Origin of the sequence: Nocardioides sp. GCM10027114, from assembly GCF_042659625.1 — a bacterium.
Lineage (GTDB): Bacteria > Actinomycetota > Actinomycetes > Propionibacteriales > Nocardioidaceae > Nocardioides.
In genome coordinates this window covers 269,705-284,491 of the sequence record NZ_JBHSSS010000019.1, presented here as the reverse complement: position 1 = coordinate 284,491, position 14,787 = coordinate 269,705, and the positions used below count along the sequence as shown (strand labels likewise).

17 protein-coding genes are annotated in these 14,787 nt (G+C 73.0%); 9 read left to right on the top strand and 8 right to left on the bottom strand.

Annotated elements, in window-relative coordinates:
* A partial coding sequence (locus ACFP2E_RS09735; RefSeq protein ID WP_378522928.1) for an integrase core domain-containing protein occupies window positions 1-126 on the top strand: 126 nt, incomplete at its 5' end.
* Here the strand turns inward: ACFP2E_RS09735 and ACFP2E_RS09730 are convergent.
* Window positions 123-584 (bottom strand): AAA family ATPase, encoded by a 462-nt coding sequence (locus ACFP2E_RS09730; RefSeq protein ID WP_378523434.1) that lies wholly within the window; start codon window positions 582-584, stop codon window positions 123-125. The genes ACFP2E_RS09735 and ACFP2E_RS09730 overlap by 4 nt on opposite strands.
* Window positions 581-1,207 (bottom strand): histidine phosphatase family protein, encoded by a 627-nt coding sequence (locus tag ACFP2E_RS09725; protein WP_378523433.1) that lies wholly within the window; start codon window positions 1,205-1,207, stop codon window positions 581-583. The genes ACFP2E_RS09730 and ACFP2E_RS09725 overlap by 4 nt, the downstream gene beginning before the upstream one ends.
* A gap of 76 nt (window positions 1,208-1,283) precedes the next feature.
* On the opposite strand from ACFP2E_RS09725, the gene ACFP2E_RS09720 reads away from it, so the two are divergent.
* Window positions 1,284-2,609, top strand: coding sequence for a hypothetical protein (locus ACFP2E_RS09720; protein WP_378523432.1), 1,326 nt, complete (start codon window positions 1,284-1,286; stop codon window positions 2,607-2,609).
* Between the two features lie 7 nt (window positions 2,610-2,616).
* Here the strand turns inward: ACFP2E_RS09720 and ACFP2E_RS09715 are convergent, their stop codons facing one another.
* Entirely contained in the window at window positions 2,617-3,504 is an 888-nt protein-coding gene (locus ACFP2E_RS09715; RefSeq protein WP_378523431.1) for a haloalkane dehalogenase, read from the bottom strand.
* 36 nt (window positions 3,505-3,540) lie between these two features.
* Between ACFP2E_RS09715 and ACFP2E_RS09710 the strand changes: the two genes are divergently transcribed.
* Window positions 3,541-4,761, top strand: a complete 1,221-nt coding sequence (locus ACFP2E_RS09710; protein ID WP_378523430.1) for an MFS transporter — start codon at window positions 3,541-3,543, stop codon at window positions 4,759-4,761.
* A gap of 13 nt (window positions 4,762-4,774) precedes the next feature.
* On the top strand, window positions 4,775-5,770 hold the full coding sequence (locus tag ACFP2E_RS09705; protein ID WP_378523429.1) for a 5'-3' exonuclease H3TH domain-containing protein: 996 nt from the start codon (window positions 4,775-4,777) through the stop codon (window positions 5,768-5,770).
* Between the two features lie 13 nt (window positions 5,771-5,783).
* Here ACFP2E_RS09705 and ACFP2E_RS09700 read toward each other — a convergent pair whose 3' ends face one another.
* A complete protein-coding gene (locus tag ACFP2E_RS09700) occupies window positions 5,784-6,698 on the bottom strand; it encodes a DMT family transporter (protein ID WP_378523428.1) in 915 nt (304 codons plus the stop codon).
* 86 nt (window positions 6,699-6,784) lie between these two features.
* Between ACFP2E_RS09700 and ACFP2E_RS09695 the strand changes: the two genes are divergently transcribed.
* The 4 genes from ACFP2E_RS09695 (at window position 6,785) to ACFP2E_RS09680 (ending at window position 10,178) form a co-directional block, all read left to right on the top strand.
* Window positions 6,785-7,741: a GlxA family transcriptional regulator gene (locus ACFP2E_RS09695; protein WP_378523427.1), complete on the top strand. Its 957-nt coding sequence runs from the start codon at window positions 6,785-6,787 to the stop codon at window positions 7,739-7,741.
* A gap of 106 nt (window positions 7,742-7,847) precedes the next feature.
* Entirely contained in the window at window positions 7,848-9,104 is a 1,257-nt protein-coding gene (locus ACFP2E_RS09690) for an alpha/beta fold hydrolase (RefSeq protein WP_378523425.1), read from the top strand.
* On the top strand, window positions 9,101-9,295 hold the full coding sequence (locus ACFP2E_RS09685; RefSeq protein WP_378523424.1) for a hypothetical protein: 195 nt from the start codon (window positions 9,101-9,103) through the stop codon (window positions 9,293-9,295). The genes ACFP2E_RS09690 and ACFP2E_RS09685 overlap by 4 nt, the downstream gene beginning before the upstream one ends.
* Before the next feature lie 37 nt (window positions 9,296-9,332).
* Window positions 9,333-10,178 carry an aldo/keto reductase gene (locus tag ACFP2E_RS09680; protein ID WP_378523423.1) on the top strand — a complete coding sequence of 282 codons (846 nt, stop codon included), beginning with the start codon at window positions 9,333-9,335 and terminating at the stop codon, window positions 10,176-10,178.
* Between the two features lie 3 nt (window positions 10,179-10,181).
* Here the strand turns inward: ACFP2E_RS09680 and ACFP2E_RS09675 are convergent, their stop codons facing one another.
* Entirely contained in the window at window positions 10,182-10,652 is a 471-nt protein-coding gene (locus tag ACFP2E_RS09675) for a hypothetical protein (protein ID WP_378523422.1), read from the bottom strand.
* 121 nt (window positions 10,653-10,773) lie between these two features.
* Between ACFP2E_RS09675 and ACFP2E_RS09670 the strand changes: the two genes are divergently transcribed.
* Window positions 10,774-11,496: a response regulator transcription factor gene (locus tag ACFP2E_RS09670; RefSeq protein ID WP_378523421.1), complete on the top strand. Its 723-nt coding sequence runs from the start codon at window positions 10,774-10,776 to the stop codon at window positions 11,494-11,496.
* A gap of 1 nt (window position 11,497) precedes the next feature.
* Here the strand turns inward: ACFP2E_RS09670 and ACFP2E_RS09665 are convergent, their stop codons facing one another.
* From ACFP2E_RS09665 to ACFP2E_RS09655, 3 genes are all read right to left on the bottom strand, one after another.
* Complete coding sequence (locus tag ACFP2E_RS09665) at window positions 11,498-12,424, bottom strand: signal peptidase I (protein WP_378523420.1); 927 nt, start codon at window positions 12,422-12,424, stop codon at window positions 11,498-11,500.
* A gap of 71 nt (window positions 12,425-12,495) precedes the next feature.
* Window positions 12,496-13,113: a TasA family protein gene (locus ACFP2E_RS09660; RefSeq protein WP_378523419.1), complete on the bottom strand. Its 618-nt coding sequence runs from the start codon at window positions 13,111-13,113 to the stop codon at window positions 12,496-12,498.
* A 174-nt stretch (window positions 13,114-13,287) separates the two neighbouring features.
* Window positions 13,288-14,718, bottom strand: coding sequence for a PepSY-associated TM helix domain-containing protein (locus ACFP2E_RS09655; protein ID WP_378523418.1), 1,431 nt, complete (start codon window positions 14,716-14,718; stop codon window positions 13,288-13,290).
* Between the last annotated feature and the right edge of the window lie 69 nt (window positions 14,719-14,787).

The window sequence follows — 14,787 nt, the reverse complement described above, 5'->3', positions numbered from 1 at the left end:
GAGGCAGCCAGGCTCGCGGCCCTGCCAGCATGGATCCACGAGTACAACCACCACCGGCCCCACTCGGCCATCGGGAAGCGCTCACCCATCGCCAGGTTGGACAACCTGGCTGGGCATCACACCTAGTCGACGACGGTCAGGGGGCCCTCGTCGGGCGTCGGCGGCTCGAAGTGATCGAAGTACTGTGCGACGAGGTCCTCGGGGAGCACGTAGTCATCGGAGTGGACACCGCGCCTCGCCCTCATGCGTTCCAGGACCGTGTCGCGGTCCGTGGCGAGGTAGATCGTCTCGGGCACGACGCCCGTCGGCGCCAGCAGGGCGCGGTAGTCGTCACGCATGCGCCGGGACCAGAACGAGAAGTCGAGGACGACGTCTTCGCCGGCCGCGACCAGCTCCAGCAGCCGCGCCCGCAGGTCGGCCTCGATCTCCGACCGGAGCTCGGGAGGCAGCGGCACCTCCGAGATCCCTCGACGCCACATCTCCACGTCGAAGGACAGCCGCACCATTCCCTGGCTCTCCAGACTCTCCGCGTAGGTGGACTTGCCGGCACCCGATGGGCCGCACATGAAGACAACGCGGCTCACACGCGAAGCTCGGCCGGGAACCCCGTCCACCTCAGCTCCTCCGTCAGGTGTGCCACGTCGTTCATCGTCATCACGACGGGAGGGCCATCCACCGTGTACCTGATGACCGTCAGGGCGGCATGGCAGTGGCTCGGCGGCCACCACCGCCAGTCGGGGGCGTGGAGAGCGGCCCGCACCAGCCAGCCGATCGTGAAGGCGTGGGTGACCACGACCTCGACCGGCGGCCGGCCGTCCACGGCGGGACCCGCGAGGCGCGCGAGGGCTTCGGAGCCGAGCGAGCGTCCTTGCGCCGCCTCCTCCGCGGAGGTGTCGGCGAACAGCGGCAGGACGGTGTCGGCCCACGCCTCGGGGATCTCGTCCCGCCCGGGCACGTGAGGCACGTAGTCACCCGCGAGATCTGACTCGTCGAGGGCCGGAGGCGACGCGAACTGCGAGGCGACGACCCGGGCGGTCTCCCGAGCACGCGGAAGCGGACCGTGAGTCACCCGATCCACGGGCAGCCCGGCGAGGCGGCGACCCAGGAGCTCCGCCTGCCGCTCACCGCGCTCGGTGAGCCCAGAACCGTCAGGCATGGGCTCGGCATGCCGCGCCAGATAGAGAAGTCGTGCACCGTCCCCCGTCACCGCGACATCACACCACGGCCGGAATCAATGCCGACAACCCTTTGCGTTCGAACAGTTGTTCGACTAGACTTGGTTCATGGAGCCGGTCGACCACCACACCCCCACCGCGATGTTCGCGCGGGTGCGGCAGGTCCGGGCCACCGAGACCGCCGCCGAAGCCGAGCTGCTCCAGCTCGCCCTGGCCTGGGCGCACGCCCACCCCGACCCCGACGCGGTCTGGGTCGAGGACGACCACGCCGACCCGATGATCCCCGCGATCGCCTGGGACGCCGCCGCCCCGTTCGCCGCCGCGACCGGCCGCTCCACCGCCGCCGGCGACGCCCTGATCCGCGACGCCCTGCTGCTGGCCCACCGACTCCCGAAGGTCTGGGCCCGCGTCCGCGCCTGCGAGGTCGAGGCCTGGCGCGCCCGCCGCATCGCCCAGGCCGTCTACGGCCAGCCCGCCGACGTCGCGACCCACCTCGACACCGCCCTGGCCCCCATCGCCCACACCGTCGGCCCCATCGTCCTGGACCGGCTCATCGACGAGGCCATGCTCCGACTCCACCCCGAGGACCGCGAGGCCGCCCAGCTCGAGGCCCTCGACTCCCGCCACGCCACCCTCCACGAGGACTCCATCAACGACACCGGCATCGCCGAGATGACCATCCGCACCGACTGGAAGGACCTCCACGACCTCGACCAGACCCTGGCCGAGATCGCCGCCCACCTCGCCGACCTCGACGAGGCCGACCAGCTGGTCCCCGAGTCCCTCGACGTCCGCCGCGCCCGCGCCGCCGGCATCCTCGCCGACCCCTACGCCGCCGCCGCCCTCCTCGACCGCACCCCCACCCCGAAACGGCGCCGCAAGCACACCACCCTCTACGTCCACCTCTCCGCCGACGCCATCGCCGGACACGACCCCGTCGGCCGCTGCCAGACCACCGGCCGCCCCCTCCTCGAGCAGCAGATCCGCACCTGGTGCGGCCGCGACGACACCCACCTCACCGTCGTCCCCGTCATCGACCTCACCGACCACGCCGCCGTCGACGCCTACGAGATCCCCGACCGCCTCAAGACCCGCACCAGCCTGCTCACCCCCACCTGCGTCTTCCCCTGGTGCACCCGCCCCGCCCACCGCTGCGACCACGACCACACCATCCCCCACGCAGCAGGCGGCACCACCTGCGACTGCAACCTCGCACCCCTGTGCCGCCGCCACCACCGCCTCAAGACCCACGCCGGCTGGACCTACACCACCCCCGACCAAGGCGTCTGGCTCTGGGCCGAACCCCACGGCCAACAATTCCTCCGCGACCACACCGGCACCCACGACATCACCCCACCCGGCAGACCCCGACCCACCCACAACGGCTGCCGACACACCCCGGCCGACCTGCCCGAACCCGTCCCCCGCGAGTGAGCCCGGCTCAGCTCCGCATCCACGCCACCGCGCGCTCGGCGATCTCCACGCCCGCGTCCTCCTGCACGAAGTGACCACCCCGCACCCGCGCGTGCGGCTGCCCGGCCGCGCCGGGGACGTGCCGCTGCAGCGGCCGGTCGGCGTGGCCGAGGATCGGGTCGCCCGCGCCGAAGATCGTCAGGAACGGCTTGTCCCACTCCCCCAGCCGCTGCCACGCCTCGCGGTTGGCCGGCACTGCCGGGTCGTCCGGGGTGATTGGTACCAGCGCCGGGAAGGCCCGCGCGCCCGCCTTGAAGGCGGCGGCCGGGAACGGCGCGTCGTACGCCGCCCGCTCGGCCTTGCTCAGTCGCCGGCCGGCGCCGACGTCCACGATGCGCCCCACCGGCAGCACCGGCGTGCGGATCGCGAAGGTCCGCCAGACGTGGAAGGCCCTGGGCGCCGGCCGGTCGGCCGTGGGCAGAAAACCGTTGGCGACCAGGATCCGGTCGAACCGGTCCGGCTGCTCCATGGCGAGCCGCAACCCGAGCAGTGACCCCCAGTCCTGGCAGACCAGCGTGATCCGGCGCAGGTCCAGAGCGAGCAGCCACTCGGTCAGCCAGTTCATGTGCGCCTGGTAGCTGTAGTCCCCGATGTCGAACGGTTTGTCCGACTTCCCGAAGCCGATCAGGTCCGGCGCGACCGCCCGGAACCCGGCACCGGCGAAGACCGGGACCATGTGCCGGTAGAGGTAGCTCCACGACGGCTCGCCGTGCAGCATCAGCACCGGGTCGGCGTCCGCCGGCCCCTCGTCGACGTGGTGCATCCGCAGCCCGCCGGCCAGCTCCGTCCAGTGCGGCTCGAACGGGTAGTCCGGCAGGTCGCGGAACCGGTCGTCGGGCGTGCGCAGGATCCTCATGGCCGCCACTGTGCCAGCCCTGCGTAGGGTCTGCTCGTGAGCCATCAGGTACGCCGGACGAGCGGCACGCGCCCCGCGATCCCGGGCGAGATCTGGGTGCTCATCGGCTCGGCCTTCGTGATCGCGGTCGGCTACGGCCTGATCGCGCCGGTGCTGCCGGCGTACGCCCGCAGCTTCGACGTCGGCGTCGCCGCCGCGTCGGTGGTCGTCTCCGCCTTCGCGTTCTTCCGGCTGGTCTTCGCCCCGGCCGGCGGCGCCCTCGTCTCGCGGCTGGGCGAGCGCCCCGTCTACCTCACCGGCCTGCTGGTCGTCGCCGCGTCCTCCCTGGCCACCGCGTTCGCGCAGTCCTACACGCAGCTGCTGCTCCTGCGCGGGCTCGGCGGCCTCGGCTCGACCATGTTCACCGTCTCCGCGATGGCGCTGCTGGTGCGGCTCTCCCCGCCCAGCATCCGGGGCCGGGTCTCGTCGGCGTACGCGAGCGCCTTCCTCCTCGGCGGCATGCTCGGACCGGTCCTCGGCGGCCTCCTCGCGTCGTTCGGTCTGCGCCTCCCCTTCGTCGTGTACGCCTTCGCGCTGGTCGTCGCGGCCGCAGTGGTCGGCCTCCGTCTCAGCGGCGCCCGGCTCCGCCCCTCCGCCGACGCACCGCAGCAGCCGCCGATGCTGCTGCGCGAGGCGCTCGGCCACTCCGCCTACCGCGCCGCGCTCGCCTCCGCCTTCGCGAACGGCTGGGCCAACTTCGGGGTGCGCATGGCGGTGCTCCCCCAGTTCGCCATCGCCGTCCACGACCGGACCTGGGTCGCGGGCGCCGCGCTGGCAGTCGCGGCCGTCGGCACCGCCGCCGCCCTCCAGGTCGCCGGCCGGCTCGCCGACTCGGTGGGCCGCCGACCGCTGGTCATCACCGGGCTCGCCGTGACCGCCGTGGGGCTGGGCCTCATCGGGCTCAGCGCCGACCTGGTCGTGCTGCTGGCCCTGTCGGCGTTCTCCGGCCTCGGCGCGGGACTGGTCAACCCCGGCCAGCAGGCCACCGTCGCCGACGTGGTCGGCCACGAGCGGAGCGGCGGCAGCGTGCTGGCCGCCTTCCAGATGGCGCAGGACGCCGGCGCCATCGTCGGCCCGATCCTGATCGGCGTGATCGCGGACCAGGCCGGGTTCGGCTGGGCGTTCGCCGCCACCGGGCTGGTCAGCGCGCTGGCACTGCTGCCCTGGCTCGTCTCCGCCGAGACCCTCCCCGACCACCACGAGACCGCCGACGCCTAGGCTGGTCCGCCCCATGCCGACCGCCTTCGCCGACCGCCCGCTGCTCCTGGCAGTCGACGCCCCCTCGCTGCTCCACCGCAACCACCACGCCCGCGCCGAGACCGAGCTCCGTGACCGCGGCGGGAGGCCCGCCTGGGCGCTCCACGGGATGCTGCGCCAGATCCTCGAGGCGATCGACTCGTTCGCCCCCGACGCCGTGGTCTTCGGCCTCGACGACCGCACCCACTCGGTCCGTGCCAGCGCGTTCCCGGAGTACAAGGCCGGCCGGGCGGAGAAGGACGCCGCCCTCGTCGACCAGCTCGACCGGGCCGGCGCGATGCTCGACGCCCTCGGCTTCCGCACCGTCACCCCGTCCGGCCTCGAGGCGGACGACGTCAACGCCTCGGCCGCCGCGTGGGCCGAGCGCGAGGACTGGAGCTGCGTGCTCGTCACCTCCGACCGCGACTCCTTCGCCCACATCAGCGACCACACGTCTGTGCTGCGGCTCATCAACGGCGGGCTCGCGGCCTCCCCGCTGCTCAACCCCGCCCGGCTGCGCGCCCTCTACGGCATCGAGGCCGAGCACTACCTCGAGTACGCCGCCCTCCGCGGCGACCCGAGCGACAACCTGCCGGGGGTGCCCGGGATCGGCGAGCGGACCGCACCCGTGCTGCTGAGCGAGATGGGCTCGATGACGGCGGTCTGGGCCGACATCGACCACGCCGGCGGCGCCACCCTGGTCGCGACCCTCGACTCCTACTGCGAGGAGCACGGGCTGCGCCGGATCGGGGCGGGCGTGCTCAAGCGGCTGACCGCACCCGGTGCCCGGGAGCGCTTCGAGTTCAATCTGTCGATCATGTCGGGCCACACCGACGTCGACCTGGGCCTGACCCCGGACGTCCCGGGGTCCCCCGGCCTGCTCCCGCTGGACGTGGACCGGGTGGCGCGTGGGGTGGGCCACCTCGGTGTCCACGCGACGACGGACCTCGCGATGAGGGTGCTCACCCACCCACCCGCCTCCGGCCGCTGAACGAGGGCGAGGGTCAGCGAACGCGTGACGCCACCAGCGTCCGACCCACGGCCGCGCCGAGGATCAGTGCCGCTCCGCCGACCTGCGCCGTGCTGAGGAGCTCGTCGTAGACCAACGCGTCCACGGCCACCGCGACGACCGGGTAGACGAAGCCGAGGAAGGCGATGGTGGGCGTGCGCAGCCGCGGGTACGAGTCGTACATGAGCACGTACATCACCGCGGTGTGCACGACGCCGAGCGTCACCAGCCACGGCACGGCGTCCAGCGACGCCAGCTCCGACAGGTCGCTCAGCGGCAGCAGCAGGACCGCACCGACGGCGAGCTGGACCAGGGCGATCACGTGCGGGCGGACGCCGCTCACCTTCTTCACCAGCAGCGTCGCGAGCGCGTACAGCGCCGCGGCGCCGACCGCCTCGAGCATGCCGCGGCCGTAGCCGCCGGAGAGCGGCTCGGCCCACGGCTGGGCGATGAGGACGAGCCCGCCGAAACCGAGCGCCACCCAGCCCAGCTGCCGCCAGGCGAGCGCCTCGCGCAGCAGCAGCGGCGCCAGCAGCACGACCAGGAACGGCTGAACGTGGTAGCTGACGGTCGCGACCCCGATCGAGGTGTGGCCGTACGCCGCGAACAGCAGCACCCAGTTCGCCACCAGGAAGACCCCGCCCGCGACGACAAGCCCGAGCGAGGCGCGGGTCAGGCCGGTGTGCCGCAGGTGACCGCGGGCCAGGCACCACAGCCCGAGCACCGCGGCCCCGACCAGGCACCGGGCGAACGCGACGGTCTGCGGCGACGCCTCCGACTCGACGACGAAGAAGCCGATGGTGCCGGAGAGGACCATGGCGAGGACGAGCTCGGCGACGCCGAGGCCCGGGCGGTGCGGTGCGGGTCCGGGCGCGGGCGCCGGAGCGGTGCGGGTGGTGGTGACGGTCATGGCACGATGTTGCGGTCAGTACATATCGCGCCACCAGTGGCGCGGAAGCCATGGTCCGCAAAGATCACGCCACCTACGCTGACGACATGGCCCTCACCTCCGTCGCGGTCGTGCTCCAGCCGCCGGTGGCGCCGTTCGAGCTCGGCGTCCTCCACGAGGTGTTCGGCATCGACCGCACCGCCGACGGCGTGCCCGCGTTCGACTTCGCCGTCTGCACCGAACGGCCTGACGAGCCGCTGCCGGCCTCCGGCGCCCTCAGCGTCACCACCCCGCATGGCCTCGCCGCCTGCGACGACGCCGACCTCGTCGCCGTCCCCTCGGGCCCCATGCCCACCGGCGCCTCCCCCGCCGTGACGGCGGCGCTCCGACGGGCCGTCGACCGGGGCGCCTGGGTGCTGGCCATGTGCACCGGAGCGTTCACCCTCGCGGAGTCGGGCGCGCTCGACGGCCGGGTCGCCGCCACGCACTGGCGGTACGCCGCGTCCCTGCGCGACACCTATCCCGCCGTCGGCGTGGACCCCGACTCCCTCTACCGCTTCGAGGGACGGGTGATCACCAGCGCCGGCACCGCCGCGGGCATCGACGCCTGCCTCCAGCTCGTGCGCCAGGAGCACGGTCCCGCCGTCGCCAACCGGATCGCCCGCCGGATGGTCGTGCCGCCGCACCGCGACGGCGGCCAGCTGCAGTACATCGAGGTCCCCTTCCACGGAGACGACGGCGCCGACAGCCTGCAGCCGCTGCTCGCGTGGGTGGAAGAGCACCTCGCCGAGGGCCACACCGTCGCCTCGCTCGCGGCGCGGGCACACCTGTCCCCCCGGACCCTGACCCGCCGGTTCCGGGCCGAGGTCGGCACCTCGCCGATGACCTGGCTGACGCACCGGCGCGTCGCCCGCGCCCAGGAGCTGCTCGAGAGCACCGCCCTGTCGGTCGAGGAGCTCGCGCGCGCCGTCGGCTTCGGCAGCGACGCGCTGCTGCGGCACCACTTCCGCCAGCTCGTCGGCATCTCGCCGTCGGCGTACCGCGGCCAGTTCCGCCGCGTCTAGGGCGGGTTCCCCCGAGGGTGTAGGCATGAGGAAGGGAATCCCAGGGAATTCCCGGGGGCACCCACCGGGTTCCCCGCACAGCCGCGGCGCGAGAGGAGCCGGTCCCATGCCCAGCGAGCAGGTCACCTTTCCCGGCGGTCACGACGCCCGGCTCGCGGGCCGACTGGACCTCCCCTACGAGGAGCCGCGGGCCTTCGCGCTCTTCGCCCACTGCTTCACCTGCAGCAAGGACGTGCTCGCGGCCTCGCGGATCGCGAAGGAGCTGGCCCGGTTCGGCTTCGCCGTGCTGCGCTTCGACTTCACCGGGCTCGGCGGGTCCGGCGGCGACTTCGCCAGCACCAACTTCACGTCGAACGTCGACGACCTCGTCCACGCGGCCGACTACCTGCGCGAGCAGCACCGGGCCCCCTCGGTCCTGATCGGCCACTCCCTGGGCGGGGCGGCGGTCCTGGCCGCGACCGAGCGGATCCCCGAGGTGCGAGCGGTCGCCACCGTCGGCGCCCCGGCCGGCACCGAGCACCTCGAGCACCTCCTCGCCGACAGCCTCGACGCGATCCGGGAGACCGGCGAGGCCGAGGTCTGCCTGGCCGAGCGTCGCTTCCGGATCCGCAGCCAGTTCCTCAAGGACATCAACGACCAGCCACAGGCCGAGCGGATCGCCCGGCTCGACACCGCCCTGCTGGTCATGCACTCACCCACCGACGAGACGGTCGGCATCGAGAACGCCCGCAGGATCTACGACGCCGCGCGGCACCCGAAGTCGTTCGTCTCGCTGGACGGCGCGGACCACCTCCTCACCCGTCCCGCCGATGCGCGCTTCGCCGCCGCCGTGCTCGCCGCCTGGGCCAGCCGCTACCTGCCCGACCAGCCCGAGGAGCCCGCCGCCGAGCCGCCGGCGAAGCCCGCCTCCGAGGCGGACCAGGGCGTGGTCACCGTGGCCGAGAACGGCCGCGGACCCTACGGCCAGGACGTCACCGTCGGCAAGCACGCGCTGCTCGCCGACGAGCCGGCCCCCGTCGGCCACGACAGCGGCCCGTCCCCCTACGACCTCGTGCTCGCCGGGCTCGGCGCCTGCACCTCGATGACGCTGCGGATGTACGCCGACCGCAAGGGCTGGCCCCTCGAACGCGTCAGCGTGGCGCTGCGCCACTCCCGGATCCACGCCGAGGACTGCGAGACCTGCGAGACGAAGTCCGGCCGGCTGGACCGCATCGACCGGGTCGTCGAGATCACCGGCGCCCTCGACCACGAGCAGCGCGAGCGGCTCCTCGAGATCGCCGACCGGTGCCCCGTGCACCGGACCCTCCACGCGGAGGTCGACGTGCGCACCACCACCGCCGAGGCGGTGCGGGGGTCGGCATGAGCGGCTTCGACTGGACCCTGCTGGTGGCCCTGCTGCTCATCGCCGGGCTGGTCCTCCTCTCCACCGGGCTGCTCGGCCCGGCACGGCGTGCCCGCCGCGCCTCGGCACGCCTGGGCAACCGACGGATCCTCACCTCGGACGACGTCGTGCTGGTCGAGGGCAACGCCCACTTCCCGCTCGACGCCGGGTGACGGCCGGTTCACGGGGCCGGCTGACAGGATGGCGAGCATGACCGCGACGCACGTCCCCACCCACCGCCTCCTCGACGGCCGAACGATCCCGCAGGTCGGCTTCGGCACCTACCCGATGCAGGGCGAGGAGTGCGTCCGCGCCGTCCGCGACGCGATCGCCGCCGGCTACCGGCTCATCGACACCGCGGTGAACTACGACAACGAGGCCGCCGTGGGCGAGGGCATCCGCCAGTCCGGCGTCGCCCGCGCCGAGCTCTTCGTGACCTCGAAGCTGCCGGGGCGGGACCACGGGTACGACGACGCCGTGGCCAGCGTCCACGCCTCCCTCGAGCGCCTGGGGCTGGACCACCTCGACCTGCACCTCATCCACTGGCCCAACCCCAGGGTCGGGCAGTACGTCGAAGCCTGGCGCGCCCTGGTCGACCTCCAGAAGGAGGGGCTCATCGCCTCGGTGGGCGTCTCCAACTTCACCGAGGAGCACCTGACGCGGATCATCGACGCCACCGGGGTCACGCCGGTCGTCAACCAGATCGAGCTCCACCCCCACTTCCCGCAGCCGGAGATGCGCGCGGTGCACGAGCGGCTCGGCATCCGCACCGAGGCGTGGAGCCCGCTGGGCAAGCGGCAGGCGCCGTTCGGCGAGCCGCCGGTCGCGGACGCCGCCGAGCGCCACGGTGTGACGCCGGCGCAGGTGATCCTGCGCTGGCACCTCCAGCTCGGCAGCCTGCCCATCCCGAAGTCGGCGGACCCGGAGCGGATGCGCAGCAACCTCGACGTCTTCGGCTTCGAGCTCTCCGACGACGAGGTCGCCGCGATCAGCGGGCTGGCGCGTCCCGACGGCCGGCTGTTCGGTGGGGACCCCGACACCCACCAGGAGATGTGACCCTCACAGGGTGCCGTTCGGGGTTCCGGTCTTCGGGCACGTGACGGCGCGGGTGTAGAGCGGCCCCGTCCAGGCGGCGAGCGTCGACTGGATGGACAGCGTCCACACGGTGGCCGTCCCGTCGTCGGTGAGGTCGCCGGAGTCGAAGCTGATCGACTTCGCCGTGCTCGTCTGGGTCGCGACCGTCGTGGCCGCCCTCGCGATGCTGTAGCGGTAGGTCGCCCCGACCGGCCCGGTGTCGGTGAAGCCCGTGACCGTGACCTCGAACCTCTCCCGGTTCTGCGAAGCGGACCTGCACCGCCAGGTCCCGGTCACCGCGGTCGGGGCCTGCATCTGGGCGGTGGCGACGCTCATGTCCTGACGGCCCTGGGAGGTGAAGGCTGCCCCGGCCACCACGGGAACGGCCACGGCGGCGAGCACGCCCGTCAGCGGCACGAGGACGCGCGCCACCGAGCGACGGGAGGGCATCGACACGGCCATCGGTCACCTCCACGGTTGGGGACGGGCACTCTCCGGCGACCAGCCTCGCGGGCCACGATCAACGGGCACCCGTCGCTTTCCCCAATTTCTCCTCAAGAAATGCCATCATCCGGCCATGAGCAGCGGCTCGGGCCCGGGGGAACGCAGGGCGCTCGTCATCGAGGACGACCAGGACATCCGGGACCTACTGGAGCTGGCGCTGACCAGTCACGGCTTCGACGTGGTGGTGGCCGACTCCGGCCTGGCCGGCCTGGAGGCGGTCCGGACGGTGCAGCCCGACCTGGTCACCCTCGACCTCGGCCTGCCCGGCATCGACGGGATCGAGGTCTGTCGACGGATCCGGGAGATCACCGACGCCTACCTCATCATGGTGACCGGTCGCGACGACGAGGTGGACCGGCTGATGGGGCTGGAGACCGGCGCCGACGACTACCTCGTCAAGCCGGTGTCGGTCCGAGAGCTGCGGGCCCGCGTCAACGCGATGTTCCGCAGGCCGCGGCACGCCGTCCGTGAGGACCACGGTGGCGAGCCCACGGCGAACGGACACGAGGTCCTCGTCCACGGGACCCTCCGGATCGACGTCGACGGCCGACGGGCCTTCCTCGACAGCACGGAGCTCGACCTCACCCGTACCGAGTTCGATCTCCTCACCCAGCTGATGCGCAGTCCCGCACGGGTCTGGCCGCGCGAAACGCTGCTGCGCAACATCTGGGGCACCTCCTGGGCCACGGACACCCATCTGGTCGAGGTCCATATGGGCAACCTGCGCCGCAAGCTCGGCGCCGGCCGCCACATCCGCACGGTGCGCGGCGTCGGCTACCGCATGGAGACCGTCTGAGTCAGGCCGCCAGATACGCCGTCAGGGCGTGACCGAGCCTGGCCGCGGCCGGGCGGAGCTGCGGCAGCGTCTCCCGGGCGCCCTCGAGGTCCTCGGCGCGCAGGCACTTCTCGACGCGCAGGGCCGTGACCGCGAGCTCGTAGGCACCGGCCGTCATGGACGAGACCTTGAGACTGAGGGCGGCCTCAAGCCCCTCCTCGACGTCACCTACCCCGAGCGCGGCCTCGATGCGTCGTACGCGCCCGGGCAGCAGCTCGTGGAAGCGACCGGCGAACCGACGCCCGAGGTCGACGACGGTGTCGTCACCCGGCGGGCTCAGCTCGGCCAGCGCCGCCACGTCGAGGACCGTGCCTCTCGCCGGCTCGTCCCCCGCACGGGTCGCGGGGCGCCAGATCGCGGCCAGTCCCAGGCCCACGGCACCGATCACGGCGCTCCAGAGCAGGACCTGGCGGAGGACGGGCGTGCGAAGCACCCCGATCGCGTGCCCCACCGCCGGCACCACGGCCACCACCTCCCACACCGTGTCGTCCGCGATCTCGGCCACCCAGGGGTCGCGCGTGGGGTTGGCGTCTCCCTTGGTCACCACGGCCACCGAACCGTTCGGCCGTTCCCGGACCTCGATCACCCGGTGGGTCTCGACCCGACGGTCCTCGACCGGGATCTGGTACGTGATGACGTCGCCGACCTCGACAGCCGATGCCGGCCGCGGCACGGTCACGACGATGTCCCCGGCGTTGATCACCGGAGACATCGAACCCGTCAGCATCGTGGCCGTTCGGTAGTCGAAGAGGTGAGGTCCGACGGCCAGCGCCGCGAAGACAACCGCGCTGGCGAGCAGCAGCAGGTTGATCACGGCCCCGGCCAGCCGGACGAGCCCACGGGGCCGGGAGGCGGGAGCAGAGGGGGCAGATGCGGACCGGGTGCGCATGGCGAGCTCCTGGAAGAGGTCGGCGGGTGCCGGCCCCGGCCACTGACCGGGGCCGGCATCGTCCGTACGGGTCAGCGGGCCTCGGCGGCGCGCTGGGTCGCGTCGAACGTGAAGCCAATGGTGTTGCCCAGCCCCTGCAGGGTGTTGCCGGCCGCGCTGGGCAGGGTCAGCGTCACCCTCAGGTAGGAGACGGCGCCGGCGGCGTTGAGCGTGGTGGTGGCGGCGCCGAGGTCCAACCCCGTCCCGATGACCGGCCGCTGCGCGATGACCGCGGTCGTGGTGCCGGCACACGTCAGGTCGTTCGTCGTGGGTGCCTTCGCCCAGGCGACCGAGCACTGGTCGATCTTGAGCTGCAGCCCGTTCGTCGTGTCGGTCGTGAGCAGGTTGCTGACGCTGCCGCTGGTGGTCAGCGCGACAGAGCCGAACGCCGAGGTGTCGCTGCTCCGGGTCAGGGTCACCGAGCGCTGCACGGTGTCGCCCGGGACCACGTCGGTGGCGGCGATGTCGATGCCGCGGACCGGTCCGGCGGCCGCGCTCAGCACGACCTTGCCGTTGGTGACGGTCCCGTTGACAGCGGTGGTGGACGTGAAGGCACCGAAGGTGCCGAGTCCGGCCACGGAGGCGGCGCCCCCGACCAGTGCGACGGAGGCGAAGATCTTGGTGGCGGTGCTGCGAGTGAGAGTGAACATGGCAGGTCCTTCGTGCGGGGACCGGCTCTCCTCGGGTCGGCTGGTCCAGTGGTTGATGAGAGGACTGTGACCGCGCCTGCTCAAGGAGAGTCCCAATCCGTCCGCAGGGGACCCACAAGAAATGCTCAAGTCAGCGGTCGCGGGCCGAGCACCATCGGCCCGCGACCGTGGGACTCACGTCGTCCCGAAGAAGCGCGCCGTCGCCGGCACCCGCCGCAGCACGAGCTGGTCGAGCAGCAGGACCAGCAGCAGGGACGCCCCGAAGAACGGCAGGAAGACCCCAAGCGCGACCAGGCCGACCACGAGGGCCGGCGTGGTCCGCAGCGGCATCCGGCCCCGCGGTGCGGCCATCGTTCCCGCGCCGCGCGGCCGTCGCCGCCACCACATCAGCGGCCCCGAGACGCAGGAGAAGATCACGGCCGCGCACATCAGCGCCGAGCCCCAGAACGACCAGAGCCCCAGGCTGCGCCCCTCGTGCAGCCCGATGCCCTGCGAGACCACCTTCGCGAGCAGCGGGTAGTCGTCGAAGCCGTACGTCGCGACCACCTCGCCGCCGTACTGGCCGACGTGCACGGTCCGCTCGTCGGACGGGGCGTCGAAGGCGTAGCCGATGACGGAGAACACCCCCGCCTCGTCGGCCGGCAGCGCGACGGTCATCGGGTGCCGCAGCCCCTCCCGGTCGGCGACGGTGATGGCCGTGTCGATGTTGGCGATGCTGTCCGGGTCGGTGCCGTCGCCCTTCTCCGACCTCGGCACCTCCGACTCGGCCATCCCCCACGGCACCTCGTGCCGGTGGCTGTGCGGCAGCGACTCGTCGAGCGACGAGGTCGGGTCGGAGATCGCTCCCGGGTCGGTGCTCCACATCGAGGAGCCGCGCTCGGTGGCGAGCTCCTGCACCTTCGCGCCCCAGAAGCCGGTCCACGGCAGCCCCGAGACCAGCAGGAAGAGCAGGCCGACGCCGACCACGGCCCCCACCAGGCCGTGCCGGTGCCGGAGCCGCGCCCCGGACGTCCCGCGCGACAGCGCCTTGCGGCGCGCCCGCCAGCCGCGCACGAACAGGTAGTAGCCGCTGAGCGCCATCACGATCGCCCAGCAGGCGGCGAGCTCGATGAGGTAGTCGCCCCACGGGCCGGCCATCAGCTCGCCGTGCAGCCGCACGGCGTACCCCGACAGCGTCCGGTCGGGGTCGAGCGAGCCGAGCACCTCGGCGCCGTAGGGGCTCACGTAGACGTCCTCGGCGGAGCCGTCGGGCGCCACGGTCGAGAAGACCGTGCTGCGGTCGGGCCCGGACGGCTCGGTCATCGAGACGACCTCGTTGTCGGGGTACGTGCGCTCGACCGCGGCCAGCTGCGCGGCGTACGGCTGGGCGATCACGCTCTCCGGCTGCTCGACCTTCATCAGGTCGGCGTTGAGCAGCGGCTCGAGCTGGAAGCGGAACAGGTAGATCAGGCCGGTGCTCGCGAGCACGAGCAGGATCGGCACCACCAGGAAGCTGGCGTAGAAGTGCCAGCGCCAGACGGCGCGGAACAGGCCCGGCCGCGGCCGGCCGGCTCCGGGGGCGGGCTCGGTGTGGGGTGCGCGCTCGGGCGCACGGACGTCGGTCATGCGGGATGGCTCCTCGAGGTGACGGTGCGCGGCAGCAGCCGGCGCACCGGTACGGCGCGACCCCGCGCG